The sequence below is a fragment of the Rhodococcus sp. IEGM 1351 genome (genome assembly GCF_030056875.1).
GTDB lineage: Bacteria > Actinomycetota > Actinomycetes > Mycobacteriales > Mycobacteriaceae > Rhodococcus_F > Rhodococcus_F opacus.
Genome location: NZ_JASHKU010000005.1, coordinates 390,090 through 414,054, shown reverse-complemented (window position 1 = coordinate 414,054; position 23,965 = coordinate 390,090). Strand labels below are relative to the sequence as shown.

Sequence of the window (23,965 nt, the reverse complement as noted above, 5' to 3'; positions counted from 1 at the left end):
CGCCTATCTGATTTACGTGTTCACGAATGTGAACGGCAGAATCAGACTGCGCGAACGCCGGTAGCCTGGGGGCCCTTGGTGCCCTGGCCGACCTCGAACTCCACGCGCTGGTTCTCCTCGAGGGTGCGGAAGCCGCTGCCCTGGATCTCGGAGTAGTGAACGAAGACGTCAGCGGAGCCGTCTTCGGGTGCGATGAAGCCGAAGCCCTTTTCCGCGTTGAACCACTTCACAGTGCCCTGTGCCATGCTTTTCCTTCTCTTTCTAACACCGGATTCGGCGGACAGCACATACAGTCCGCCGGGCCGGTTCCGACCGCTGTACTACTAGATTTCCCCCTCAGGAAAAGCAGAGCACCGCGTTCGCAACATCGATCCTGCGAACGTTCACTCTTTCAAGCCTACGAACACAGAAGCTGCGACCAGTTGTAGTCAACCATGAACTCCGCGAACGCAACAGTCGAAATCCGAACAATTCACACAAAAAGTTGATCTTGTAGCGAACAGGCACGAAACAGCGGATTCATGAGGGTGTCGCGACACCCCGGGCGACAGCCCTGGAGAGGCACTCGTTATCATCAAATGCGCAGGTCGTGGCGGTGTGGAAGCTACTCGCCCGTCCCCTACGACAGCCCGGAGACATCAGTGAGCACACCGTTTTCACCACGTGACGACAGTGGAAATACGGGCGAAACATACGGCCGAGCGCTACTGAACCGAGTCCTCGAGGGAGTTCCCCGAGACGAAAACCCGCTCACTTTCGCCGCGGAAATGCCTGCCCGGACTTCTCAGCTGTCGGAATGGCCGGCGTGGGCGCACCCGAGCGTCGTCCGGGCCATGCAGGAGAACGGGATCCCCCGCCCCTGGACCCATCAGGCCGCCGCCGCCGACCTGGCCCGTCACGGGACGAACGTCGTGGTGTCGACCGGCACCGCCTCGGGCAAGTCGCTGGCCTACCAGCTTCCGGTACTCACCACTCTGGCAACGGATCCGCGGGCGACCGCCCTCTACCTCTCCCCGACCAAGGCGCTGGGCGCAGACCAGCTGCGGGCCGTGACCTCGCTCATCGACTCGGAAGTCCTGGATGCCGGGGACGACCTCCGGAGCGTGTGCCCGTGCGTGTTCGACGGCGACACCCCACTCGAGGTGCGGCACTGGGCGAGGGAGAACTCGCGGTGGCTCTTCACGAACCCCGACATGCTGCACATCTCCCTCCTCCGGACCCATCAACGATGGGCGCATTTCTTCCGCAATCTGGCCTACGTGGTGATCGACGAATGCCACTCCTACCGTGGTGTCTTCGGCTCGAATGTCGCGCTCGTACTGCGGCGGCTCCGGCGCATCGCGGCCCGGTACGGCGCCGATCCCGTCTTCGTCCTCGCGTCCGCCACCACGGCGGATCCCGGGGCGGCGGCGTCGCGGCTGATCGGCGCGCCCTGCGCCGAGGTCGTGGAAGACGGTTCACCGCACGGCCCCCGGACGGTCGCGCTGTGGGAACCCCCGCTCATGCGGGAGGTCACCGGAGAGAACGGAAGCCCCGTACGACGGCCCGCCGGTTCGGAGGCCGCGCGCATCATGGCCGACCTGATGGTCGAAGGGGCCCGCACGCTCACCTTCGTGCGCTCCCGCCGGGGCGCGGAGCTGACCGCGATGGCGACCAAACGCCTACTCGGGGAGATCGATCCCGAACTCTCGGCCCGGGTCGCGTCGTATCGAGCCGGGTACCTCGCCGAGGATCGGCGTGAGCTCGAGACCGCGCTCGCCGACGGCACGCTGCTGGGAGCGGCGACGACGAATGCGCTCGAGCTCGGCGTCGACATCGCCGGCCTCGACGCCGTCGTGGTCGCCGGGTTCCCCGGCACGGTGGCGTCGTTCTGGCAACAGGGAGGCCGCTCCGGCCGACGCGGCGAAGGTTCGCTCGTAGTCCTGGTCGCGCGTGACGATCCCCTCGACACCTACCTCGTCCACCACCCGTCCGCGCTGCTCGACAAGCCCGTCGAGGCGACCGTCACGGACCCGCGCAATCCCTACGTCCTCGGCCCGCAGTTGCTCTGCGCGGCAATGGAACTACCACTGTCCGACGCCGAGGCCGAGGCGTTCGGGGCGATCGACGTCCTCGGAAAGCTGGCGGAGCAGGGCCTGATCCGTCGGCGCGCCCACGGCTGGTTCGTCACCGCCGGCACAAATCCTCATGGCGCAGTGGATATCCGGGGTGGAATCGGTACCCAGGTGGCAATTGTCGTGTCGGAATCCGGACGCATGCTCGGAACCGTCGACACCGGCCGCGCTCCCGCCACGGCGCATCCCGGCGCCGTCCACATCCATCAGGGTGAGTCGTACGTCGTCGACGAACTCGATCTCGACCAGGGACTCGCCCTGGTGCACGCGGAGGACCCCGACTGGACGACCTCGGCCCGCGAGACCACCGAGATCACGGTCACCTCCGTTCTCGAGCAGAAGCAGTTCGGCGACGTCGAGGTCGCGCTCGTCGAGGTCGAGGTGACCCATCAGGTGATCGGATACCTCCGACGACTGTCTTCGGGCGAGGTTCTCGACGCGGTCGAACTGGACATGCCGAGGCAGACCCTCCCCACCCGTGCGGTGATGTACACGATCACCCCGGAACTTCTGGTGCAGGCGGGTGTTCCGGCCGAACGCGTGCCCGGTTCGCTCCACGCCGCCGAACATGCCGCGATCGGCCTCCTGCCTCTCGTCGCGGTGTGCGATCGAGGCGACATCGGCGGCGTCTCGACCGCGTTGCACGCCGACACCGGACTTCCCACCGTGTTCGTCTACGACGGTCACGCAGGCGGCGCAGGATTCGCCGACCGAGGTCACGCCGAACTCACCCGATGGCTCGGCGCGACCCGCGAGGCGATCGAATCGTGCGAATGCACCTCGGGGTGCCCGTCCTGCGTGTACTCACCGAAGTGCGGAAACGGCAACGATCCCCTCGACAAGGACGGCGCGATCCGGGTCCTCACGGCGGTTCTGGCCTCGCTCGGCTGACGGTCTCCCGGTCAGCGCAGATACAGCCGAACCTTGTCGATCACATCGCGGAGCAGGTGAATCTCCTCGCTGGTCGGCGGGGCGGTGACCGTGAGATCGTCCGCGACCTTCAGCTCCCAGCCGGTCTGGGCTCGCACGTCGTCGACAGTGACCCCCTCGTGCACGCTGACCAGCTCGAGTTCGTCGAACGGACCCTGCCGCGACAGCACCCCGAGGTTCGTGAACACCTTCGTCACCCCTCGGCCCCGAGGCATGATCCCGTCACCTGCCGCCCGGGCCCGGACGGGACTCGGCGACGTGCAGAAGTCGAGTTCCGCGGGGAAAGCGCTCGGGTCGTGTCGCCGCATCACCACGAAGATCTCGCCGGCGTTGGGCATGATCTCCACGGCGCCACCGGCACCGGGCAACCGGACCGTCGGCTTGTCCCAGTCTCCGATGATGCTGGTGTTGAGGCTCCCGTACCGGTCGATCTGGGCCGCGCCGAGAAATCCGACGTCGACGTTGCCGCCCTGCAGCACGTAGCCGAACAGCGCCGACATCGACACCACCGACTCCGCGCCCGACACGACGACCGAGTCGGCGATGCCCTCGGCCATCGTGGAGGGGTGGGCGCCACACACTCCCGATTCGTAGATCAGTTCGACGTCCGGGTTGCTGGTCCGCTTGGCCAGATCGACGGCGAGCGTCGGGAGTCCGACGCCGGCGAAGACGCGCCCCTTCCCGGCGAGTTCGCGGGCGGCAACGGACACGATGACCTCGGTCGCCGAGATCGCTCCGACTGGTGCTGTGGTCATTTCCGGCTCCCGTAGTCGACTGGTTCGGAGAATCGCGGCTCGACGGCGAGGTCGTTCCAGTAGTCGCCGCCGAGTTTGTCCAGGTACTCGTCGTGATTCGCGGTGCCGTGGATCCACTCCTTCAGCCATGCCTGCAGGAGTGCGGAGTCCTTGCTGATCGCGGTCCAGCGTCGGTAGAACGCGCAGTCCCGGTCGTAGTAGCCCTGCACGTAGGACGGATGCGCCCCGCGCGGACAGACGACGACGGCATCGACCGCGTGAGAAGGGATCAGCGTCCGGCTGGGGTCGGACCGGACGACCTCGTCGTCGACGATCTCCTCGACGACCACGATCGCCTTCCCCGCGGCGTACACCGCTTCCTGCTGCACCCCGGAGATACCCCAGATCTGCACGTTGCCGTGACGGTCGGCGCGCTGCGCGTGAACGATGGTGACGTCCGGGTTCAGCGGAGGCACGACGTACACGGTGCCCTCCCCGTAGGGATCGTCGACGAGCCGAATTCGGGGATTGAGCCGCGGAAGGTCGCTTCCGGCATAGGAGCGCAGCGGAAAGAACGGCAGGCGCGCGGCGCCCGCCTGATAGCGGCAGACCATTCCGTAGTGGCTGTACTCCTCGACCTCGAGGGCCACCGGATCGTGATGCTCGATACGGCGTCGCAACTCGTGCAGCGATCCGGCGGATCCGCTCGCGAAGAACGAGGCCACGAGCTTGGTGACACAACCGGCGGCCACGAGTTGATCCGACACGATGTCGGGAGTCATCCGGCACAGCGTGAGGTTCTGCCGCTGCTGCCGGATGATCTCGTGCGCAGCCGCGAACGAGATGAGATGCGAGAAGCCCTCGAGGCACACGGTCATGCCGTCTTCGACGTACGTTCCTATGGCTTCCGCCATGCTGACCACTTTGCTCATCGCCATGCCCTTCTCCGGAACGACGGGACGTCGCCTCGGGACCTTCCCCACCGGACTACCGCCGTTTGACTCAATAGTGTTGACAAATCTGTTGCCGGAACTGCAATAGTTCTCCCGTGGAGATTTCTCAGATCACTGCCTTTCTCGCGGTCGCCGAGGAGTTGCACTTCGGCCGCGCCGCACAGCGCCTACACTCGGCCCAGCCGCCGCTGAGCCGCACGATTCGGCGACTGGAAAAGCAGCTCGGGGCAACTCTTTTCGAAAGAAACACGCGGAACGTCCGGTTGACCTCCGCCGGTGAGGCACTGCTCGGCCCGGCACGCGAGATCCTGGACGCCTGCCGGCTCGCGGAAATCGCCGTCGCCGCCGCCGGGCGCGGACAGGTCGGCCGGGTCCGCATCGGCTTCGCCGGAGTCTCGTCCCACCTGCTCATCGGGCGGTGGGCGAAACTCGTCCGGCACACCCACCCGGGTATCGAATTCGTCCTGGACAGTTCCGCTTTCGCGAGCGAAGCACTGAACAAGCTTCTCGACGGAACCCTCGACATCGGTCTGGTCCGGTGGATCTTCACCCCGCCGGGCATCGCGTCCCGCGTCATCCTCAACGAGGACTTCGTGGTGGCCCTGCCCACCGACCACCCGCTCGCAGGCAGGGACGGCGTTCGCATCGAGGAACTGGCCACCGAGCCCTGGGTGACGTTGCCCGCCGATCCCGGATCGGCGCTGCGTGACTCCCTGCAGAGGGCGGCCCACGACGCCGGTTTCACGCCCCGGATCGTGCAGAGCGCGCCGGACTCGATGGCGCTGATGGCGTTGGTGTCCGCGGAGGTCGGCTGCGCGTTGACCGTCTCCTCCGTGGCCGAGAACGTGAACAACCCGGATGTCGTGTTCCTCCCGCTGGTCGGCGGTCCCAGCACCCTGCAACTGCGGATCGCGTGGCGAGCGGACGACGACAACGCCGCCTTGCGGGAAGTCCTCAGGCTGTCCGAGGAGGCATTGCCCACTCCGGAATGACCTGCGCGGTCAGGTGTGGGCTGTCGCACGGGCCTGCCCTGCGCTCGGAGCGGTGTCCACCGCATCCTCCTCATCGATGTCGAGCTGCAGTTCGTCCGCGTCGGATTGCTCCGCGGTCGACAACCGGCGCGCGTCGAATCCGGTCCGGTTCAGCAACAACAGGGTGCAGACCAGGGAGACGGCGGCATAGCCGGCCGACACGAATGCAACGCCGACGATGTTTCCGGACGAGTTGAGCATCCACTGCGCCAGCACCGGGGTGCCGCCGCCGACGACCAGCGAACACAGCTGATAGGCCGCGGAAAGACCGGTGTAGCGGATGTTGGCGGGGAAGGCACGCGCGAGCACTCCGGCGATGGCGCCGTAGAACATCGAGTGCGGAATGGTCGCGAGGCACATCACGACGACGGCAATGGCGAAGTTCTCGGTCCGGATCGCGAAGAACATTGCCGGCATGAGGACGAACTCGGGAATCACCATGATGCACATGGCTTTCCGCATGTCGATCCGGGACACCAGGACGGCGCCGAACGGCTGCACGATGAACTGGACCACGAGGGCGATGGCGATGGCGCCGAGGAACGTGCCCCGGTCGTAGCCGAGTTCGCTGGTGGCCCAGGACAACGCGAAGGTGTTCTTGAAGTACGTCACCTGGGCCAGGGGCAGCGCGCCTGCACCGAGGAGGACGAGGACCCAATGCTTGCGCAGCACCTCACCGATCGGCAGTGCGACGGTCTTCTTGCGCTTCAGCACGGTCTTCATCGCGTCCGACTCTTCGAGCTTGAGACGGATGATCATGCCGACGATCACCAGGGCCGCGGAGATCAGGAACGGGATGCGCCAGCCGTAGAGCACGAACGCCGGGGTGGGCATGGCGGAGAGCAGGAAGAACGCCATCGTCGCCAGGAGGTTTCCGGCGGGCGACCCCTGCTGGGCGAACGCCGAGTACAGAATCCCCTTCCCCTTTGGTGCGTTCTCACTGGCGATCAGGACCGCCCCGCCCCATTCACCGCCCACTGCCACACCCTGAACGACCCGGAGGAACACCAGGGCGGCGGGTGCCCATATTCCGATCTGCGCGTAGGAGGGCAGGAGTCCGATTCCGACGGTGGCGGTGCCCATCATCATGAGTGTGATGACCAGCGTGTTCTTTCGACCGATCTTGTCGCCGAGATGGCCGAAGACGATGCCGCCGATGGGACGGGCGAGGAACCCGGCCCACAGGGTGACGAACGCGAGCAGCGTGCCCATGCCCGCCGGCAGGGTGTCGGAGAAGAACACCTGACCGAAGACCAGCGCCGACGCGGTGCCGTAGATGTAGAAGTCGTACCACTCGATCGTGGTGCCGATGAACGAGGCGATGCCCGCCCTCCGCGCCTTTGTCTCGGCCTCGGTCCGCTTCGGTGGTGCCGTGGTCATGTGATGCCCTCTCTCGCCAAAGGGAGTGGTGTGGATGAAAACCAGCTCACATCAGTGAGACTCGCATCACAGGATCCATGCCGTCCAATACTTCCTGAGCGGGGGATTATTCCGAATCTGGTCATAATTGCCGAAACCTCGCACACGCTGGCGTGATGCGCGTCACCGGCCTGCCTCCTCGCTTCGACGTCACTCCGCGGGACCTGCCCTCGCCACGGCGCGGGCATCCCGGACACCCAGCGAGGACAGAAGCACCGGTGCGGTGACCGCGACCTCGACGTCCCAGTCGTCGACCTCACAGGACACGACTTCGGTGCGCATGCGCCCCGCGACGTCCCGGGCCGCGGCACACGCCGCGTCGGTGCCGCGGTCCAGCCCGACGGCCGCGGCGAGGGCGGCCAGATCTGCGGCGGACTGCGCCCGGTGCCGCACCGACACCGCCGAGCCGACGTGCACCAGCAACGCCGTGACCATTACCAGCGCCGCGAGCGCACAGCACCCCGTCACGGTCGCGGACCCGCGGTCGTCGGTGGCCCCCGAACTCACGGCCCTCCTCCGCTCCACCCGGGCACAGTGGGTTCGAGAGCCGCCACCGCCTCCGCGGAGATGTTCACGAGCGGAAGGAGTGGACTGCGTGCCCGCACGGTCGCGACGACGAACTCCCCCTCGGTCCGGACCGACACGTCGGCGCCCTCGGGTGCCACTCTCGCCGCCGTGGAGATCGCCGACTGGCGATCTCCACGGGCAGCGAGCCGTGCTGCCTCGCGGGCCGAGTCGACACACCGGACGTGCAGTGTCGCCGCGGTGATCGCGCCGACACACAGCACGACCACCGCCACGATCGATGCAATCGCGATGGCCGCCTCGACCGTCACGCCGCCGGCCTCCGACCGGCGCAGGTTCTCGGCAGCACTCATCACACCGCGGTGTTCAGCGCTTTGTCGATGATGTTCGTCAACGCCGTGACGATGCTGTCGCCGGTGACGACCGAATACAGCACGGCGCCAAAGGCCGCGGCCGCGATGGTGCCGATGGCGTACTCCGCCGTCGACATACCGTCCTCGTCCGTCGCGAGCAGAATCAAGCGGGTGGTCAGTGCCCGACCTTCCGCCAACGCCCGAACTCCCGCCAGCGCCCGGATTCCGTGTCCCATGGTGTTCCCCCTTCAGAGTGTCCGGCGCAGCGGTTCTGCGCCGGAAGTGTCGATGTGTCACATCAGTCCGCCGTCCAGCACCCGCGAGGCCAGCCCGACGACGACCGGGATGATGCCGAGACAGAGGAATGCCGGAAGAAAGCACAGCCCGAGAGGACCGCTGATGAGCACGCCCGCGCGTTCGGCCGTCGCCGCCGCCAGGTGTTCGACCTGGACTCGGCCGTCGGCGGCGAGTTCCGTCATGGAACCGGCGAGCGACGATCCCGATGCGGCCGACCGGCGCGCCATGCGGGCAAGGGATTCGGTGGCGGGGTCCGACGCCGCCGCCTCCCATGCGGTCGCCGCATCCGCCCCCAGCGACAGCAGGTCCGCGGCGCGGCGAAGCGATTCCGACAACGGCGCGGGCGCCGACCGCGACACGGCCTGCGCCGCGGTCGCGACGGGCAGTCCGGCGCGCAGGCACGCTGCCAGCAGGTCGAAGGCCGCGGCGATCGCGAGCGGGTCCTCGCGGCGCGCGCCCTCGTCCACCGCGGACGCCGCATCACCCGGGCCGACGCCGTCGGCGCGCAGTCGCTGCACCGGCGATCTGGGTGCGGGCAGCACCAGCACGGCGCAGGCGAGGAGAAGTACCGCACACCAGATCATCCCGTCACCCGTCCGGTGATCCGGTCGGTCCACAACAGGCCCGCGCACACCAGCCCCGCACCGAGCAGCAACAGGATGCCACCCACACCGCCTCCGAACAGCACCGTCAGAGGGGCCGCCCCCATCATCTGACCGAGACCGACACCCAGGAGCGGCAGCCCAGCCAGTACGGTCGCCGTCGCCCTCGCCCCGGCCAGCGACGCCTCCGTTCGCTGACGGAAGCGACTGCGTCCCAACAGGTCCGTCCGTGCCGCTTCGAGCAGTTCCGCCAGCGCGAGACCGTACGCGTCGGCCACCGCCCAGATATCGGCGATCCGCTCCAACTCGGTACCGACACGGGAATCCGCGATCCGGAACCCGTCGGCGGCCGATCCTCCGAGCCGCGAGCGCGCCGACGCGGCCCGGAATGCCGACGACACACTGCCTGCCGCTTCGTCGGCCGCCGTCTGGCATGCGGCAGCCGGATGGGCGCCCACCCGAAGTTCCGCCGTCACCACCTCGAGACTCGACAGTACGACACGCAGATCGGCGTCCTTCGCTTTCGCCGCACTGCGTCGCACCGATCTGAAACGCACTGTTGCACAGACGATCGTCGCGGCGAGGACCGCCCACAGTCCGCCCAGTTCGTACACGATCGGGATGCCGGCGAGCGCCGCCGGAACCACCCAGGGCAGACGCAACCGGCGACGGGGGCCTTCCCTGCCCGTGACCGCGAGCAACCGCGGCCGCGACCTCGCGGACGGCACAGTCAGCACTGCGCAGGCAAGCACCACCAGACCGGCGATCACGCCGGCACCTCCGTCCCCGAATCCTCCGGTCCACGACGAGAACACAAGTGGCGGAGCCGGTCCACCGCCGGACCCTCACCCGTGTCGTGGTTCCAGGCGGGCACGATCGTGACGTGCCCGTACTCGTCGCGAGTGACGACACCGATCTGCGTCAGCCGCCGCGCCCCGCTCGAAGCCCGGTGGACGTGCAGAACCACCTGGACCGCGGCGGCCAGCTGACTGTGCAACGCCGAGCGGTCCATTCCACCCAGTGCCGCAAGCGCTTCGAGCCGCGCCGGAACCTCCTCGGGCGAGTTGGCATGCACCGTCCCGGCGCCGCCGTCGTGACCCGTGTTGAGCGCCGTCAGCAGGTCGACGACCTCGGCGCCGCGAACCTCGCCGACGACGATCCGATCGGGGCGCATCCGCAGGGATTGACGGACGAGATCCCGGACGGTCACCTCACCCACGCCCTCCACGTTGGGTGCCCGAGCCACGAGCCGGACCACGTGCGGGTGCGTCGGCGCCAGCTCCGCGGCGTCCTCCACGCACACGATCCGTTCCGCCGGGTCCACCGCACCCAGCAACGCGGCCAGCAGCGTGGTCTTGCCTGCGCCGGTGCCGCCGGTGACCAGGAAGGCGAGCCGCGCGTGCACGATCGTCACCAGCAGGTCGTGGGCCGCCTCCGCCACGGCACCGCTCGCAACGAGCGCCCCGAGCCCCTGGGTCGCCGGGCGCAGCACCCGCAGCGACAGGCAGGTTCCGCCCTGAGCCACGGGAGCGAGGACGGCATGCAGCCGCACACCGAACGAGCCGTTTCCGACGTCCCGCAGCCTTCCGTCGACCCACGGCTGAGCGTCGTCGAGGCGGCGTCCGGCAGACAGCGCGAGACGTTGCGCGAGCCTGCGCACCGCCGCCTCGTCGGTGAACCGGACAGCCGCGCGTTCGAGGCCGCGGCCTCGGTCGACCCACACGCGGTCGGGCGCGGTGACGAGCACGTCCGCGACTCCGGGTTCCGTCAGCAACGACTCGAGCGGGCCGGCGCCGGTGAGTTCGGTCATGAGCACCCGCAGCGCCCCGAGCAGGTCGGTGTCGCCGAGCACGCCACCGGACTCGGTGCGGATGGCAGCGGCGACCGTGGCCGGTGTCGGCTCGCCGGACGTGTGCGCGAGACGTTCGCGCACACGGTCGAGGAGGTCGGGGGTGACGAGGGAACTCATGCCGCCCACTCCCGCGACCGCGGTCTGCTGCCGACCGTGTCGAGGACCGCCTCGGCCGCGGCGCCCAGCGGGGAGCGCCGGCCCGGCCTGAGGCCGCCGTGTTCGAGCATTCCGGTGAGCGCGCGCTCGGCGCGCATCGACGCGATCAGCGGCAGGTCGAGAACCTCCGCCACGTCGGCGCCGCGGAGCCCACCGGGTGCCGGGCCGCGAACCACGAGTCCCTGGTTGGGGTTCCTCTCGGTGATCCACTGCGACACCTTTCCCGCGGCGATGCAGGCCCTGACGGTGGCGGGCACGACGAGGACCACCAGATCGGCGAGTTCGAGGACGGTCTCCGTGGCCGCGCCGGGGAACCGGGACACGTCGCACACGACCAGATCGCCCGCATGGCGGCCGGCATCGGTGACCGCACGGACCGCGGCCGCTGTCGGGCCGGCGCCGTGCCCCGTCCTGCTGCAGGCGAGCACCCGCAGCCACTCGCCACAAGCGGGGAGTGCGTCCCTCAGCGCGCCCGAGGAGATCCGGCCACCCTCGATCGACAGACCCGACCACCGCAGTCCGGGCACGTCCTCGATGCCCAACAGGACGTCGAGTCCGGAGCCCCACGAGTCGGTGTCGAGCAGAAGCGTGGGCCGCGGTCGCCACGCCGCGGCGAGGGCTGTCGCCGCGGCCAGCGTGGAGGCACCCGCCCCGCCACATCCGCCGACGACGGCGACGACGGTGCCGTCCGCCTCGGGACGCTGAGGTTGTTCGCCGAGCACCGCGACCAGCGCCGACTCGTCCTCGGGCACCGCGAGCACGTGTTCCGCACCGACCGCGGTCGCGATCCGCCACTCGTCGATGCCCGGCGGCCCGTCGCACAGCAGCACCACACGGCGCCGGCGTGGGAGCCGATTGCGGCACGCGGCGGCTGCGCGTGCGTCGAGCACGACGATCGGGGCACTCCCCCAGACGTGCCGGGCGTCGGCGACGTCGACCTCGTTCAGTGCCCGGTCGGCCGCTGCCGCCACGCGCCTGATGCTGTGCAACAGCGCCGGGTCGTCGACCAGAACCAGCACTTCACCCCCGCCTTTTGCGTCCATGCAGCGAGCGTGCCCGCTGCCGGCGACCGCCGGAAGGGGCTCGGCTCGAACTGTGGACAACTTCGGCCCTGTGGATAAAAACTGGTACTACCGCACCAATTTTTGTACCGATCCGAGAGAGGCGGCAGACCTGCCGCACACAGAGGACGACCCTCGCCAGGGGGGGAGGAGGCGAGGGTCGTCAGTGTTCAGCCCCGGGGGGTCGGGCTGAACATCGCCCGGATCAAATCCGGACATCAGCAATACTACACCTCCCCCGATCAGTATTTGCAAGTTCAACTGTTGAACGTTCCGTCGTGTCGATAGTGCCGAAAGACCCTTCCTCAGGCCGTTCATACGAACCCCCACCCGACCCGAAGTCCGCATATCCTTGGGAATTGTGACCGCGAAGCCACAGAGCAGTGCCAAGACAGGTCGACACACCGAGACAGGTCGGGTTGCCGCATTCTTCGACCTCGACAAGACGATCATCGCGAAATCCAGCACCCTCGCGTTCAGCAGACCGTTCTTCGACCAGGGCCTGATCAACCGCCGATCGGTCCTCAAGAGCAGTTACGCGCAGTTCCTGTTCCTGCTGTCGGGCGCGGACCACGATCAGATGGAGCGGATGCGCGCCTACCTCACGAGCATGTGCGCGGGCTGGAACGTGGACCAGGTCCGGTCCGTGGTCGCCGAAACCCTCCACGACATCGTGGACCCCCTGGTGTTCGCCGAGGCCGCCGACCTCATCGCAGACCACAAGCTGCGCGGCCACGACGTCATCGTGGTCTCGGCGTCGGGCGAGGAGGTGGTGGCGCCGATCGCCGAAGCACTCGGGGCCACGCGCAGCACTGCCACCCGCATGGCGGTCGCGGACGGGCTCTACACGGGCGAGGTGGAGTTCTACTGCTACGGCGAAGGCAAAGTGGACGCGATGCGGCAACTGGCCGACGAATACCACTACGACCTGTCGGCATGCTACGCCTACTCCGACTCCGTGACCGATCTCCCGATGCTGACCGCGGTCGGCCACCCGACTGCGGTCAACCCGGACCGGGCGTTGCGGAAGGCCGCGGCCGGAAACGGTTGGCCCATATTGACTTTCTCGAATCCGGTCTCCCTCCGGGCACGCCTCCAGGCGCCGTCCGCCACCACCGTCGCGACCACGGCGGCGGTGAGCGTCGGGGCCCTGGTCGCGGGCGCATTCACGTATGGAGTGTTGCGCCGCAAGCGCTGACCGCCGCAACCCGCGACACGGTCACAAACCGAATTTGATACTTGCTGTGAGGGGGGTCACGGGGTACAAAGGAGTTACGGAAGAACGGAAGGCCAAGGTCGACCCAGAAGAGAAGGATCGATCTCCCGACCAGGATTCCCAGCACGGGCACTAGGTACCCACGCGAAGCATAAGCCACTATAAGGGCAGAAGCGTTGTGGGCCTGCGAGACTCGAGTCTTCACCGGCAAGGACCCTGCACAGGTTGCAAGGACGACCCGACGATATTCGGACTCTCGCCGAGGCCACCCACACAACCCACATTGCACGCTTGGTAACCGGTTGTCCGTGCTAACGGGCGGCGAAGTCGACAGCAGTCGGCAGCGCCGCCCGTTTCACATGTTCGGGAATTCTTGTAGCGCAGGATATTTCGGCTAACTCGCTGCGGCCTCCGCGATCGACGTGGCCTCCCGCGCTCCGGCCTCCAGAGCGCCGCAGCAGAGGACGACCCAACTGCCGACACCCTCCGGCTCGCCCGACGCGAACGCGGCAGCCCCGTTGCGGTACGCCTGCTGCCGCCGCAACCAGCTGACCTCCGGGACCCCGAGGTTGTGCGGATCGAGCCCGCTCGCCACGGAAACCAGACGTGACGCGGCGCGCGCGACGATACCGTCGCCGACTCCGAACGGCTTCAGCGTCAACAATTCCCCGTGCACCACGGCCGCCAGTACCGGCGCGGGCGCAGCCGTTCCCCCCGTCACGAGCTGGGCGAGACCGTCGAGCCGCTCCGCGACGCCGGACCCGGCACGCGGCCTGCCGAGCGATTCCTGATCCTCCACGAGATCGGCCGCGGCCAGCAGATGCAGCCGCGCGAGCGCTTGCAGGGGTGCCCGCTGCCAGGTGGACTGCAGAAGGGTGAGGGCGTCACCGTCGAGGGCCTGCCCGACCCGCAGCGACCCCGACAGAATCGGGTCGCCGGCCTCGCCGGGCGCGGGTAACTCGGTGCTGCCGCCGTCCAGCGACGCCGAGGCGCGGGCCGCCCGGACCGCCGCCTCGGCCGCCGTGGTCGGCCAGCCGCGCCGGTTGGTCTTGTGACGGTGAACCGCACCGAGCGCGTCGCGCGCACGGTCCGCGGCTTCACGGACGCCGGGAAGGTCGACGAGGGGCTGCAACGGGTCGCTCACGTACCGGAACGCTACCCGGCGCGGTCCCGCGTCAGGCGCCGAGCCGGATCGATCCGCCGGGAATCGCATCCAGCAGCTTCCGCGTGTACTCCTCCCGCGGGGACGTGAAGACCTCGTCCGTGGTCGCTTTCTCCACGATCGCGCCGGTGGACATGACGAGCACGTCGTCGGCGATCTGCCGCACCACCGCCAGGTCGTGGGTGATGAACAGGTACGTCAACCCCAGCTCTGCCTGCAGGTCGTTCAGCAGGGTCAGGATCTGATCCTGGACCAGCACGTCGAGCGCCGACACCGCCTCGTCGCACACCACCATCTCCGGCTGCAGCGCCAGCGCCCGGGCGATCGCCACCCGCTGCCGCTGGCCACCGGACAGCTCGTTCGGGAACCTCCGCATCACCGAAGCCGGCAGCGCCACCTTGTCCAGCAGGTCGCGTACCCGTGCTTCCCGCTCCGCCTTCGTCCCCACCTTGTGGGTGCGCAGAGGCTCCTCGACGGTGCGGAAGATCGAGTACATCGGGTCGAGCGTGCCGTACGGATTCTGGAAGATCGGCTGCACCCGGCGACGGAACGCGAGCGTCTCGCGGCGGTCCAGCGTCGCGACGTCCTTGCCGTCGAACACGACATTCCCCGACGACGGCGCAAGAAGCCCGAGGACCATCTGCGCGACCGTCGACTTACCCGACCCCGACTCGCCGACGATGGCCGTGGTCGTCCCGCGGCGGACCGCGAACGAAACGTCGTCGACGGCGGTGAAGTCGGTGGACTTCCGCAGCCCGTGCCGGAGCTTGAACACCTTGGTCAGCCCGGTGGCCACGACCACGTCGTCGGTGGCCTTGCCGAACTCGACGCCGATCTCGCCGTGCTGTTCGGCCTCGCCGACCACCTCCAGGGCGTGCTCCCGGACGTCCGCCCGGGCCAGCGAAGAACTCCGGCGTTGCGACGCCAGCGACGGCGCCGCCGCCACCAGCTTCCGGGTGTACGGGTGGCGCGGCCGCTGCAGGATCTCCAATGCCGGCCCGGCCTCGACCACCCGCCCCTTGCTCATGACGATCAGGTGCTCGGCCCGCTCGGCGGCCAGGCCGAGGTCGTGGGTGATGAGCAGGACCGCGGTGCCCAGCTCGTTGGTGAGACCGTCGAGATGGTCGAGGATCTGGCGTTGGACCGTGACATCGAGGGCCGACGTGGGCTCGTCCGCGATCAGCAGTTGCGGGCGGGCCGACAGCCCGATTGCGATGAGGGCGCGCTGGCGCATGCCGCCGGAGAACTCGTGCGGATACTGGCCCAGGCGGTCCTCGGCGTCGGCGAGTCCGGCCTCCTCGAGCAGCTCGGCGGCACGCGCCTTCGCGGCCTTGCCCTTCTCGATCCCGTTGGCTTCCAACGCCTCCTCGATCTGGAAGCCGACCTTCCACACCGGGTTGAGGTTGGACATCGGGTCCTGCGGGACGAGCCCGATCTTCTGACCGCGCAGCGCGACGAACTCGCGCTCGGACGCCTCCGCGAGGTCCTGCCCCTCGAACAGGATCTGACCGCCGGTCACCTTGCCCGTCCCGGGCAGCAGGTTGATGATCGCGTGCGCGGTCGTGGACTTACCCGAACCGGACTCACCGACGATCGCCACCGTCTGCCCCGGATACACCGTGAGGCTGACACCGCGCACCGCGGGCACGAGCCCGGAATGCGACTGGAACGACACCTCCAGGTCCCGGATCTCGAGCAACGGCACCTCGTCGGCCGAATTCTGCGGTCCGGCCGATTCGTTCGTGGGCACCGCGCTCACCTCTTCCGGGCCTTGGGATCGAGCGCGTCCCGCAGAGCGTCGCCCATCATGATGAAACCGAGCACCGTGATCGCCAGCGCGGTTGCCGGGTAGAACAGGATCGGTGACCCCTGACGGAGCGTGACCTGGGCCGTGCTGATGTCTCCGCCCCACGAGATCTCGGTGGACGGCAGCCCGATGCCCAGGAACGACAGCGTCGCCTCGGCCACGATGTAGGTGCCGAGCGAGATGGTCGCGATCACGATGATCGGGGCGAGGGAGTTCGGCAGCACGTGCCGGACGAGGGTGCGCACGTTCGACACACCGAGCGCCCGCGACGCCATCACGTAGTCGTTGTTCTTCGCCGAGATCACCGAGCCACGAGCAATTCTCGCCATCTGAGGCCACCCGAACAGCGCCAGGACGACGATCAGCGTCCAGATGGTGCGGTCGGCGAACAGCTGCATCAGGACGATCGCGGCGAGGATGAGCGGGATACCGAAGAAGATGTCGGCGATCCGGGACAGCAGCGAGTCTGCCCAGCCGCCGTAGAACCCGGCGACCGCACCGAACACCACGCCCACGACGAGCACGATCGACGTGACACCGACACCCACCAGCACCGACGCCCGGGCCCCGTAGATCGTGCGGGAATAGATGTCGCAACCCTGCTTGTCGAATCCGAACCAGTGCCCCGCCGACGGACCCTGCATGCTGAACGCGAGATCGCAGAACCTGGGGTCGGTGCCGGTGAACAGACCGGGGAAGCCTGCCACGGCGATCACCACGACGATGATCACCGTGGCGACCAGGAACAGCGGACGTTTGCGGAGGTCCCGCCACGCATCCGACCACATGCTCGTCGGCGGCTGGTCGATGTGGACGGCGTCGGTCTCTCCCGGCGCCGCCACTTCTTCGGGTGCCACGAAATGCGCCTGACGGGTCTTCCGGTCGCCCGTCCGAGGCGACTCGTTCTCCACTTTCTCAGACATAGCGAATCCTCGGGTCGAGCGCGGCGTACAGGAGGTCGACGAGCAGGTTGGCGAGCAGATAGATGACGATCAGCACCGTCACGAAGGACACCACCGTCGGCGCCTCACCGCGGGTGACCGCCTGGTAGATCGTGCCGCCGACACCGTTGATGTTGAAGATGCCCTCCGTGACGATCGCGCCGCCCATCAGGGTCGCGAGGTCGGCGCCGAGGAACGTGACCACCGGGATCAGCGAATTCCGCAGCACGTGCACCTGCACCACGCGGCGCCGCGAAAGACCCTTGGCCGTCGCGGTTCTCACGTAGTCGGCGGTGAGGTTCTCGGCGACCGACGTCCGGGTGAGCCGGAGTACGTACGCGAACGACACCGACCCGAGGACGAACGCGGGCAGCAGCAGATTCTTGAAACTGGTGTTGCCCCCGACCGTCGGCGGCACCAACCCCCATTTCACGCCGACGAAGAATTGGGCCAGGAAGCCGATGACGAAGATCGGGATCGCGATGATCACCAGGCTCACGAGGAGGACGGAACTGTCGAAGATGCCGCCCTTGCGGAGTCCGGCCCACAGGCCGAAGCCGATCCCGAAGATCCCCTCGATGGCGAGCGCCATCAGGGACAACTTGATGGTGATCGGGAATGCCTGCGCCAGAACCTCACTGACGGGGCGGCCGGAGAAGGACGTACCGAAGTCGAGGGTGAAGATGCCCTTCAGATACAGGAGGTACTGCGTCAGGAACGGCTCGTCGAGGTGGTATCGCTCACGGAGTTGGGCCGCCACCGCGGGGCTGAGTGCCTTGTCGCCGGCCAGCGCGGCAATCGGGTCTCCGGGCAGCAGGAACACCATCGCGTAGATCAGGAACGTGGCCCCGAGGAACACCGGGATCATCTGGAGCAAACGGCGACCGACGTACCAGAGCATCGGATCACCTCCTATTCGTCGGGAGCAGTGACGTCAGGAATCCGTAGCCTCGGCTCGTACTCCCGAGCGGGGCCGCGAACTGACAGCTCGCGGCCCCACCCGTCGTCGAAGAATCTCCGGTGCGTCAGTTCTTCTCGATGTCGGAGTACATCGGGATGCCCTTCCAGTCGATGACCACGTTCGACACGTTCTCCGACCAGCCGCTGGCGGCGTTGCGGTACCACGTCGGGACGGCAGGCAGGTCGCGCAGGAGAACTTCCTGCGCCTGATTCAGCAGTTCCTGGGCCTTGTCGGGATCGACCTCACCCGCGGAGGCACGCAGAAGCCGGTCGAACTCGGGATTCGAGTAGTCGCCGTCGTTGGAGCTGCCGCCGGTCTGGTAGTTCTGCGCGAGGAAGCCGTACTGCTGCGGGTAGTCGCCCTGCCACCCCGAACGGAACGCGCTGGGGATGGTGCGGTTGGTGGCCTCGGTGCGGATCTGCGCGAACGTGGGGTACTCCTTGCCCTTCGCGTCGATACCGAGGGTGTTGCGGATGTTGTTGGCGGTGGCGTCGACCCATTCCTTGTGGCCGCCGTCGCCGTTGTACGCGATCTCGAAACTGCCCGACCACGGGGCGATGGCGTCGGCCTGGGCCCACAGCCGCTTCGCCGTCTCCGGGTCATACTTCAGGTTGCCGTTGCCGACGAGCGAATCCGACCAGCCCTCGATGGCGGGGCTGGTGAAGTCGAGCGCGGGGGTGCGGGTGTTGTTGTAGATCTGCTGGGTGATCTGGTCGCGGTTGATCGCCATCGAGATGGCCTGGCGGCGCAGCGTGCCCTCCTCACCGCTGAAGTGCGGCAGCCGGCCCGGGATCGTGAACGTCTCGATGGTCGCGGACGGCTGGTTCACGGTGCGGCCCGGCAGGTCGGTCTCGAACGTCGTGACCGCGCTCGGCGGCACCTGGTCGAGAACGTCGACGTTGCCCGCGAGCAGATCCGTGTACGCCGTGTCGAGGCTGTTGTACATGACGAAGTCGACGCCGGCGTTCTTCGGCTTACGGTTGCCGTTGTAGTCGGGGTTCACGACGGTGTCGATCCGGACGTTGTGCTGCCACGCTCCGGGGCCGGACATCATGTACGGACCGTTGCCGACGGGATTCTCACCGAACGCCGCCATGTCCTGGTACGCCACCGCAGGCAACGGGTAGTACGCGGCGAATCCGAGGCGGTCCGGGAATGCCGACTCGGGCTGCTTCAGTTCGATCGTGAACGTGGAATCGTCGACCACTTTCAGTCCCGACATGGTCTGCACCGTCGGGTTCTCGGCGGCCACCTCGTCGTAGCCCTGGATCGGGTCGAAGAAGGACGCTTGGATCTGCGCATTCGTGGACAGTGCGCCGTAGTTCCAGGCGTCGACGAACGAGGCTGCCGTGACCGGCGTGCCGTCCGTGAACGTCCAACCGTCCTTCAGCTTCACGGTGAAGTTCTTGCCGTCCGTCGTCTCGATCGACTCGGCGACCTCGTTGTTCACCCCGCCGTCGGAGTCGTAGGAAACGAGGCCCGCGAACAGTGAGTCGACGACGCGGCCGCCCTGATTCTCGCTCGTATTGGTGGGAATCAACGGATTCTGCGGTTCACTTGCCCAGGCGTTGACGATTCCGCTACCACCCCCGCTCGTCGAATCACCGGACGAGCAGGCGGACAGCATCCCTGCTGCCAGGCCGACCGCCAGAACGGCGGTTGCCACACGTGTGATGCGCAAAACGATCCTCCCAGATCTGCGTGGTTCCGGGCAGCGGTTCCGGGCGCAGCCCGAATGATGGGATGACGATAAGTCAACGTTTCAATCTGTGTAGCCACGACGGGCGAAACTCGTGCAATCGGCACCTGATCGAAACATCGTCGGCGCAGGGGTATCCACTCGTCGCACCCGATCGCCGTCCGTCGCGTCCAGCCGACCGATCGTCGCAGAATATGGGCATGCAACCCTCTGCAACGGTGCGCTCGGGAGACCATGTGACTACCCTCACACGTGCTAGAAGTGCCGAATTCGAGACTGGAAAGAAGGCCGGGCCACAATGACCAGTGCAGCACAGGCGAGCGGAGCGACGGAGAAGTCGGAACATTCTGATTCCGTCCCGCAGGTGTATCCGCCGAGCCCCGAGTTCACCGCAACGGCGAACGCCGGCCCCGACCTCCAGGCTGCCGCCGACGAAGACCGTCTCGCATTCTGGGCGAAGCAGGCCGAGCGCCTGCACTGGCACGCCCCCTTCTCCGAGGTTCTCGACTGGTCCGACGCGCCCGTCGCGAAGTGGTTCGTGAACGGACGGCTCAACGTCGCCTACAACTGCGTCGACCGCCACGTCCTCGCCGGCAACGGCGACCGCGTCGCCATCCACTTCGAAGGCGAACCGGGCGACACCCGCGACCTGACCTACAACGACCTGCTCGCCGAAGTCAGCAAGGCCGCCAACACCTTCACAGACCTCGGACTCGTCGCCGGCGACCGCGTCGCGATCTACATGCCGATGATCCCCGAGGCCATCATCACCATGCTCGCCTGCGCCCGCCTCGGCCTGACCCACTCGGTGGTGTTCGCCGGCTTCTCCGCCGCCGCCCTGCGCTCCCGCATCGACGACGCCGAAGCCAAGCTCGTCGTCACCGTCGACGGACAGTGGCGCCGCGGCCAGGCCGCACCCCTCAAGCCCGCCGTCGACGAAGCGGTGGACGGCGCCGCATCCGTCAAGAACGTGCTCGTCGTCAAGCGCACCGGGATCGACGTCGACACCACCGAGGGTCGTGACCTGTGGTGGCACGAGACCGTCGAAAAGGCGTCCGACACCCATCAGGCGCAGCCGTTCGACTCCGAGCACCCGCTGTTCATCCTGTACACCTCCGGCACCACCGGAAAGCCCAAGGGCATCATCCACACCTCCGGCGGCTACCTCACCCAGGCGTCGTACACCCACCACAACGTCTTCGACCACAAGGCCGGGCAGGACGTGTACTGGTGCACCGCCGACATCGGCTGGGTCACCGGCCACAGCTACATCGTCTACGGGCCACTCTCGAACGGTGTCACCCAGGTGGTCTACGAGGGCACCCCGAACTCCCCCGACGAGCACCGCCACTTCCAGATCATCGAGAAGTACGGCGTCAGCATCTACTACACCGCACCCACCCTGGTGCGCACCTTCATGAAGTGGGGCAGGGACATTCCCGACGCCCACGACCTGTCCTCGATCCGGCTCCTCGGCTCGGTCGGCGAACCGATCAACCCCGAGGCCTGGAAGTGGTTCCGCGAGGTGATCGGCGGGAACACGGCCCCGATCGTCGACACCTGGTGGCAGACCGAGACCGGCGCGATCATGATCTCCCCGCTTCCCGGGATCACCGCCACCAAGCCCGGATCGGCGATGGCACCCCTGCCCGGTATCTCCGCGAAGATCGTCGACGACGACGCCAACGAACTCGGCGCCGGCGGCTCCGGCTACCTCGTGCTCGACAAGCCGTGGCCGGCGATGCTCCGCGGCATCTGGGGCGACATGGACCGCTACCGCGAAACCTACTGGTCCCGCTACCCCGAGCAGGGCTGGTACTTCGCCGGCGACGGCGCCAAGTACGACGAGGACGGCGCCCTGTGGGTGCTCGGGCGCGTGGACGACGTCATGAACGTCTCCGGGCACCGCATCTCCACCTCCGAGGTCGAATCCGCCCTCGTCGGGCACCACGGTGTCGCCGAGGCCGCCGTCGTCGGCGCCGCCGACGACACCACCGGCCAGGGCATCGTCGCGTTCGTCATCCTCCGGGAAGGCGTCGAGAACACCGGCGACACCCTCATCGCCGAACTCAAGGCCGAAGTGTCCCGGGAGATCAGCCCGATCGCCAAGCCCCGCCAGATCACGATCGTCCCCGAACTCCCCAAGACCAGGTCCGGCAAGATCATGCGACGCCTGCTCAAGGACATCGCCGAAGGCCGCGACCTCGGCGACACCTCCACGCTCGTCGACCCCAAGGTCTTCGACGCCATCCGCGGCAAGTAGGGCGCTCCGCGCCCCGTGAGTGGTTGACGAGTCCCTGCACTCCTCAACCACTCACGGGCGGCGAAGCCGCCACAGCGTCTGCTCCTCGCCGATTCCCTTCAGACCGGTCGTGAAAACGTCGCACCGGTAGTCCGATTCCGCCAGCAGCGGTGCCACCTCGGGGTCGTCGTGAACGGCCCGGGACAGGACGATGTCGCCGCCCGCCGCACAACCCTGCACCCGCGCCGCCAGGTTGACGGTCGCGCCGAAGTAGTCGATCCGGCCGTCGTTGTCGATCATCACCGCGGGTCCCTGGTGCAGCCCGACTTTCAACGCCACCGAATCGTCGCCGCCGAGGTGCCCGCGACGGAAGTCGTCCCAGCCGGACTGCATCGACGCCGCCGCCGACCAGGCCTCCCGCGCGTCCGCGAACGTCGCCATGACCGCGTCGCCCATCTGCTTCACGACGCCGCCGTTCTCGCGCACCACGGCGTCACGCAGGTAGCGGAAATGGCTCTGCACGAACGCGAACGCCCGGACGTCCCCGATGCGCTCGTACAGGGCAGTCGAGCCGCTCAGATCCGTGAACAGCACCGCCAGGTTCGCGATCCCGATCTCGTCGCCGGGCGCTACCCCCTGGTCCGGGAACAGGTCCTGGAAACCGTCGAGCGACGTGACGAGCGCGCCGGTCGCCGCGGCGTCCTTCCACCGCTCCCGCTCGACCACCACCAGCGCTTCGCCGGGGAGCCGGTTGGCGACCTCCAGCCGGATCGCTCCGTCGGTGGCGGGTGAACTCCGCACCCGGAGTTCGCCGGGCCCGCACTCGACCCGCAGCGTTCCACCGGCCTGGCCGACCTCGCAGGCCACCGGGGAGCCCACCTGATAGCACCGGAGCCGCAGCCACCCCGGGTCGAGTTCGAGGTGCTCGGAACGCTGCTCACCCGGCTCGAGCCGCAGCTGAGCCACCGCCGACGGTGAATTCGCCGGACCACCGATGCAGTACCGGGCCCGCTCCGCCCGGCGCACGGCCGCATTGACGTCGAAGCGGATCTCCACCGACCGAACCAGGTCGGTGTCGAAGGCGATGTCGCACGTGTCGCAGTGGACACGGCTCGCCAACTGTGACATCCGGCCGGCGTCCTCACGGACGGTCCGGCAGACGGGGCACAGCACGCTCCAGCTCAGGTCCAGCAGTCCACAGTCCGCGGCGTGGAGGAAGACGTACAGCAGCTGCATCCGATCGACACCCCAGCGGTCCGCCAGCTCGAACGGCCGCATGCCCGTCACCTCCAGTTCGGAGGCGGTCCGCAGGTGGGATGCCAAGCGCCCGATGAGGTTCGGGGCATCGTGCGATCGGGACAGCTGTGCTGTGCGGAGTTCCAGCCGGCCGGCGTCGAGTTGCTCCGGCGGCGGCAGCGCGGGCACGGCGTGCGTCTGCGGGTCGCGAACGTGGAGTTCCAACGCGCGTGCGAGCGCCACCGTTTTCCGTATTCCCTTGCGCGCCAGTAGGGTTCGCGCCACGATCGACCCGAACCAGGTCCGCGGGACGATCCGGGCGAACACCTCGACGTCGGTCTCGTCGGCGACCGGGCGAAGCCGGACACCCGTGGAGACCTCCGCGAGCGGACCGCGAGAGAACCGACGAAGGACCTGGTAGAAGCGGCCCTCGATCCACTCGAACGGGAACTCCTCGTACCGCACCCGCCGCCCGTACGAACGGGTCTCCGCCGAATAGTGCCCCTTGCGCCGCCGGTCCGGCATCGGAGCGAAGTGCACCGGTGACAGATCGATGTTGCGGTTGAGCCGATCGGTATCGGCGAGGAACGACCACAGATCCTGCTTCGGCAGCCGGATCCGGGCCGTCCTGGACAGCAGCACGGCTTTCGCCATGCAAGAACTATAGGCGTAGC

General features: G+C 67.8%; 21 protein-coding genes. 4 read left to right on the top strand and 17 right to left on the bottom strand.

Annotated elements, in window-relative coordinates; translation table 11 throughout:
• Positions 1-41 precede the first annotated feature (41 nt).
• The gene (locus QM806_RS11965) at positions 42-245 is read right to left on the bottom strand and encodes a cold-shock protein (RefSeq protein ID WP_005248460.1); all 204 of its coding nucleotides are present in this window, start codon (positions 243-245) and stop codon (positions 42-44) included.
• Between the two features lie 396 nt (positions 246-641).
• Here QM806_RS11965 and QM806_RS11960 point away from each other — a divergent pair, with 396 nt between their 5' ends.
• Positions 642-3,005 carry a DEAD/DEAH box helicase gene (locus QM806_RS11960; RefSeq protein ID WP_120659849.1) on the top strand — a complete coding sequence of 788 codons (2,364 nt, stop codon included), beginning with the start codon at positions 642-644 and terminating at the stop codon, positions 3,003-3,005.
• 11 nt (positions 3,006-3,016) lie between these two features.
• Here QM806_RS11960 and QM806_RS11955 read toward each other — a convergent pair whose 3' ends face one another.
• Positions 3,017-3,799 carry a CoA-transferase subunit beta gene (locus QM806_RS11955; protein ID WP_269591109.1) on the bottom strand — a complete coding sequence of 261 codons (783 nt, stop codon included), beginning with the start codon at positions 3,797-3,799 and terminating at the stop codon, positions 3,017-3,019.
• The gene (locus QM806_RS11950) at positions 3,796-4,716 is read right to left on the bottom strand and encodes a CoA transferase subunit A (protein ID WP_005248463.1); all 921 of its coding nucleotides are present in this window, start codon (positions 4,714-4,716) and stop codon (positions 3,796-3,798) included. Before QM806_RS11950 ends, QM806_RS11955 begins: the two co-directional genes overlap by 4 nt.
• A gap of 110 nt (positions 4,717-4,826) precedes the next feature.
• Here QM806_RS11950 and QM806_RS11945 point away from each other — a divergent pair, with 110 nt between their 5' ends.
• Entirely contained in the window at positions 4,827-5,723 is an 897-nt protein-coding gene (locus QM806_RS11945; protein ID WP_005256139.1) for a LysR family transcriptional regulator, read from the top strand.
• 9 nt (positions 5,724-5,732) lie between these two features.
• On the opposite strand, the gene QM806_RS11940 is transcribed toward QM806_RS11945, so the two are convergent.
• The 8 genes from QM806_RS11940 to ssd form a co-directional block, all read right to left on the bottom strand.
• Complete coding sequence (locus QM806_RS11940; RefSeq protein ID WP_005256138.1) at positions 5,733-7,142, bottom strand: MFS transporter; 1,410 nt, start codon at positions 7,140-7,142, stop codon at positions 5,733-5,735.
• Positions 7,143-7,331: 189 nt separating this feature from the next.
• The gene (locus tag QM806_RS11935; RefSeq protein ID WP_005568365.1) at positions 7,332-7,688 is read right to left on the bottom strand and encodes an Rv3654c family TadE-like protein; all 357 of its coding nucleotides are present in this window, start codon (positions 7,686-7,688) and stop codon (positions 7,332-7,334) included.
• Positions 7,685-8,059, bottom strand: a complete 375-nt coding sequence (locus QM806_RS11930) for a TadE family type IV pilus minor pilin (protein ID WP_269591112.1) — start codon at positions 8,057-8,059, stop codon at positions 7,685-7,687. Before QM806_RS11930 ends, QM806_RS11935 begins: the two co-directional genes overlap by 4 nt.
• A complete protein-coding gene (locus QM806_RS11925; protein WP_265146941.1) occupies positions 8,059-8,295 on the bottom strand; it encodes a DUF4244 domain-containing protein in 237 nt (78 codons plus the stop codon). The genes QM806_RS11930 and QM806_RS11925 overlap by 1 nt, the downstream gene beginning before the upstream one ends.
• Before the next feature lie 57 nt (positions 8,296-8,352).
• Positions 8,353-8,940, bottom strand: coding sequence for a type II secretion system F family protein (locus QM806_RS11920; RefSeq protein WP_269591113.1), 588 nt, complete (start codon positions 8,938-8,940; stop codon positions 8,353-8,355).
• The gene (locus QM806_RS11915; RefSeq protein ID WP_242322285.1) at positions 8,937-9,728 is read right to left on the bottom strand and encodes a type II secretion system F family protein; all 792 of its coding nucleotides are present in this window, start codon (positions 9,726-9,728) and stop codon (positions 8,937-8,939) included. Before QM806_RS11915 ends, QM806_RS11920 begins: the two co-directional genes overlap by 4 nt.
• Positions 9,725-10,927 carry a TadA family conjugal transfer-associated ATPase gene (locus tag QM806_RS11910; protein WP_054248978.1) on the bottom strand — a complete coding sequence of 401 codons (1,203 nt, stop codon included), beginning with the start codon at positions 10,925-10,927 and terminating at the stop codon, positions 9,725-9,727. Before QM806_RS11910 ends, QM806_RS11915 begins: the two co-directional genes overlap by 4 nt.
• Entirely contained in the window at positions 10,924-12,009 is a 1,086-nt protein-coding gene (gene ssd / locus QM806_RS11905) for a septum site-determining protein Ssd (RefSeq protein ID WP_283291468.1), read from the bottom strand. Before ssd ends, QM806_RS11910 begins: the two co-directional genes overlap by 4 nt.
• Before the next feature lie 379 nt (positions 12,010-12,388).
• On the opposite strand from ssd, the gene QM806_RS11900 reads away from it, so the two are divergent.
• Positions 12,389-13,225 (top strand): HAD-IB family hydrolase, encoded by an 837-nt coding sequence (locus QM806_RS11900; protein WP_005561755.1) that lies wholly within the window; start codon positions 12,389-12,391, stop codon positions 13,223-13,225.
• A 412-nt stretch (positions 13,226-13,637) separates the two neighbouring features.
• Here the strand turns inward: QM806_RS11900 and QM806_RS11895 are convergent, their stop codons facing one another.
• The 5 genes from QM806_RS11895 to QM806_RS11875 form a co-directional block, all read right to left on the bottom strand.
• Positions 13,638-14,387: a hypothetical protein gene (locus tag QM806_RS11895; RefSeq protein ID WP_005561757.1), complete on the bottom strand. Its 750-nt coding sequence runs from the start codon at positions 14,385-14,387 to the stop codon at positions 13,638-13,640.
• A gap of 31 nt (positions 14,388-14,418) precedes the next feature.
• Positions 14,419-16,164 carry a dipeptide ABC transporter ATP-binding protein gene (locus tag QM806_RS11890; RefSeq protein ID WP_005561759.1) on the bottom strand — a complete coding sequence of 582 codons (1,746 nt, stop codon included), beginning with the start codon at positions 16,162-16,164 and terminating at the stop codon, positions 14,419-14,421.
• Complete coding sequence (locus QM806_RS11885; protein ID WP_039951795.1) at positions 16,161-17,135, bottom strand: ABC transporter permease; 975 nt, start codon at positions 17,133-17,135, stop codon at positions 16,161-16,163. Before QM806_RS11885 ends, QM806_RS11890 begins: the two co-directional genes overlap by 4 nt.
• A complete protein-coding gene (locus tag QM806_RS11880) occupies positions 17,128-18,054 on the bottom strand; it encodes an ABC transporter permease (protein ID WP_005248477.1) in 927 nt (308 codons plus the stop codon). The genes QM806_RS11885 and QM806_RS11880 overlap by 8 nt, the downstream gene beginning before the upstream one ends.
• Positions 18,055-18,178: 124 nt before the next feature.
• Positions 18,179-19,795 (bottom strand): peptide ABC transporter substrate-binding protein, encoded by a 1,617-nt coding sequence (locus QM806_RS11875; protein ID WP_043787390.1) that lies wholly within the window; start codon positions 19,793-19,795, stop codon positions 18,179-18,181.
• A 316-nt stretch (positions 19,796-20,111) separates the two neighbouring features.
• On the opposite strand from QM806_RS11875, the gene acs reads away from it, so the two are divergent.
• Complete coding sequence (gene acs, locus QM806_RS11870; RefSeq protein WP_054245907.1) at positions 20,112-22,076, top strand: acetate--CoA ligase; 1,965 nt, start codon at positions 20,112-20,114, stop codon at positions 22,074-22,076.
• Positions 22,077-22,127: 51 nt separating this feature from the next.
• On the opposite strand, the gene QM806_RS11865 is transcribed toward acs, so the two are convergent.
• Positions 22,128-23,945 carry an adenylate/guanylate cyclase domain-containing protein gene (locus QM806_RS11865; protein WP_283291463.1) on the bottom strand — a complete coding sequence of 606 codons (1,818 nt, stop codon included), beginning with the start codon at positions 23,943-23,945 and terminating at the stop codon, positions 22,128-22,130.
• Between the last annotated feature and the right edge of the window lie 20 nt (positions 23,946-23,965).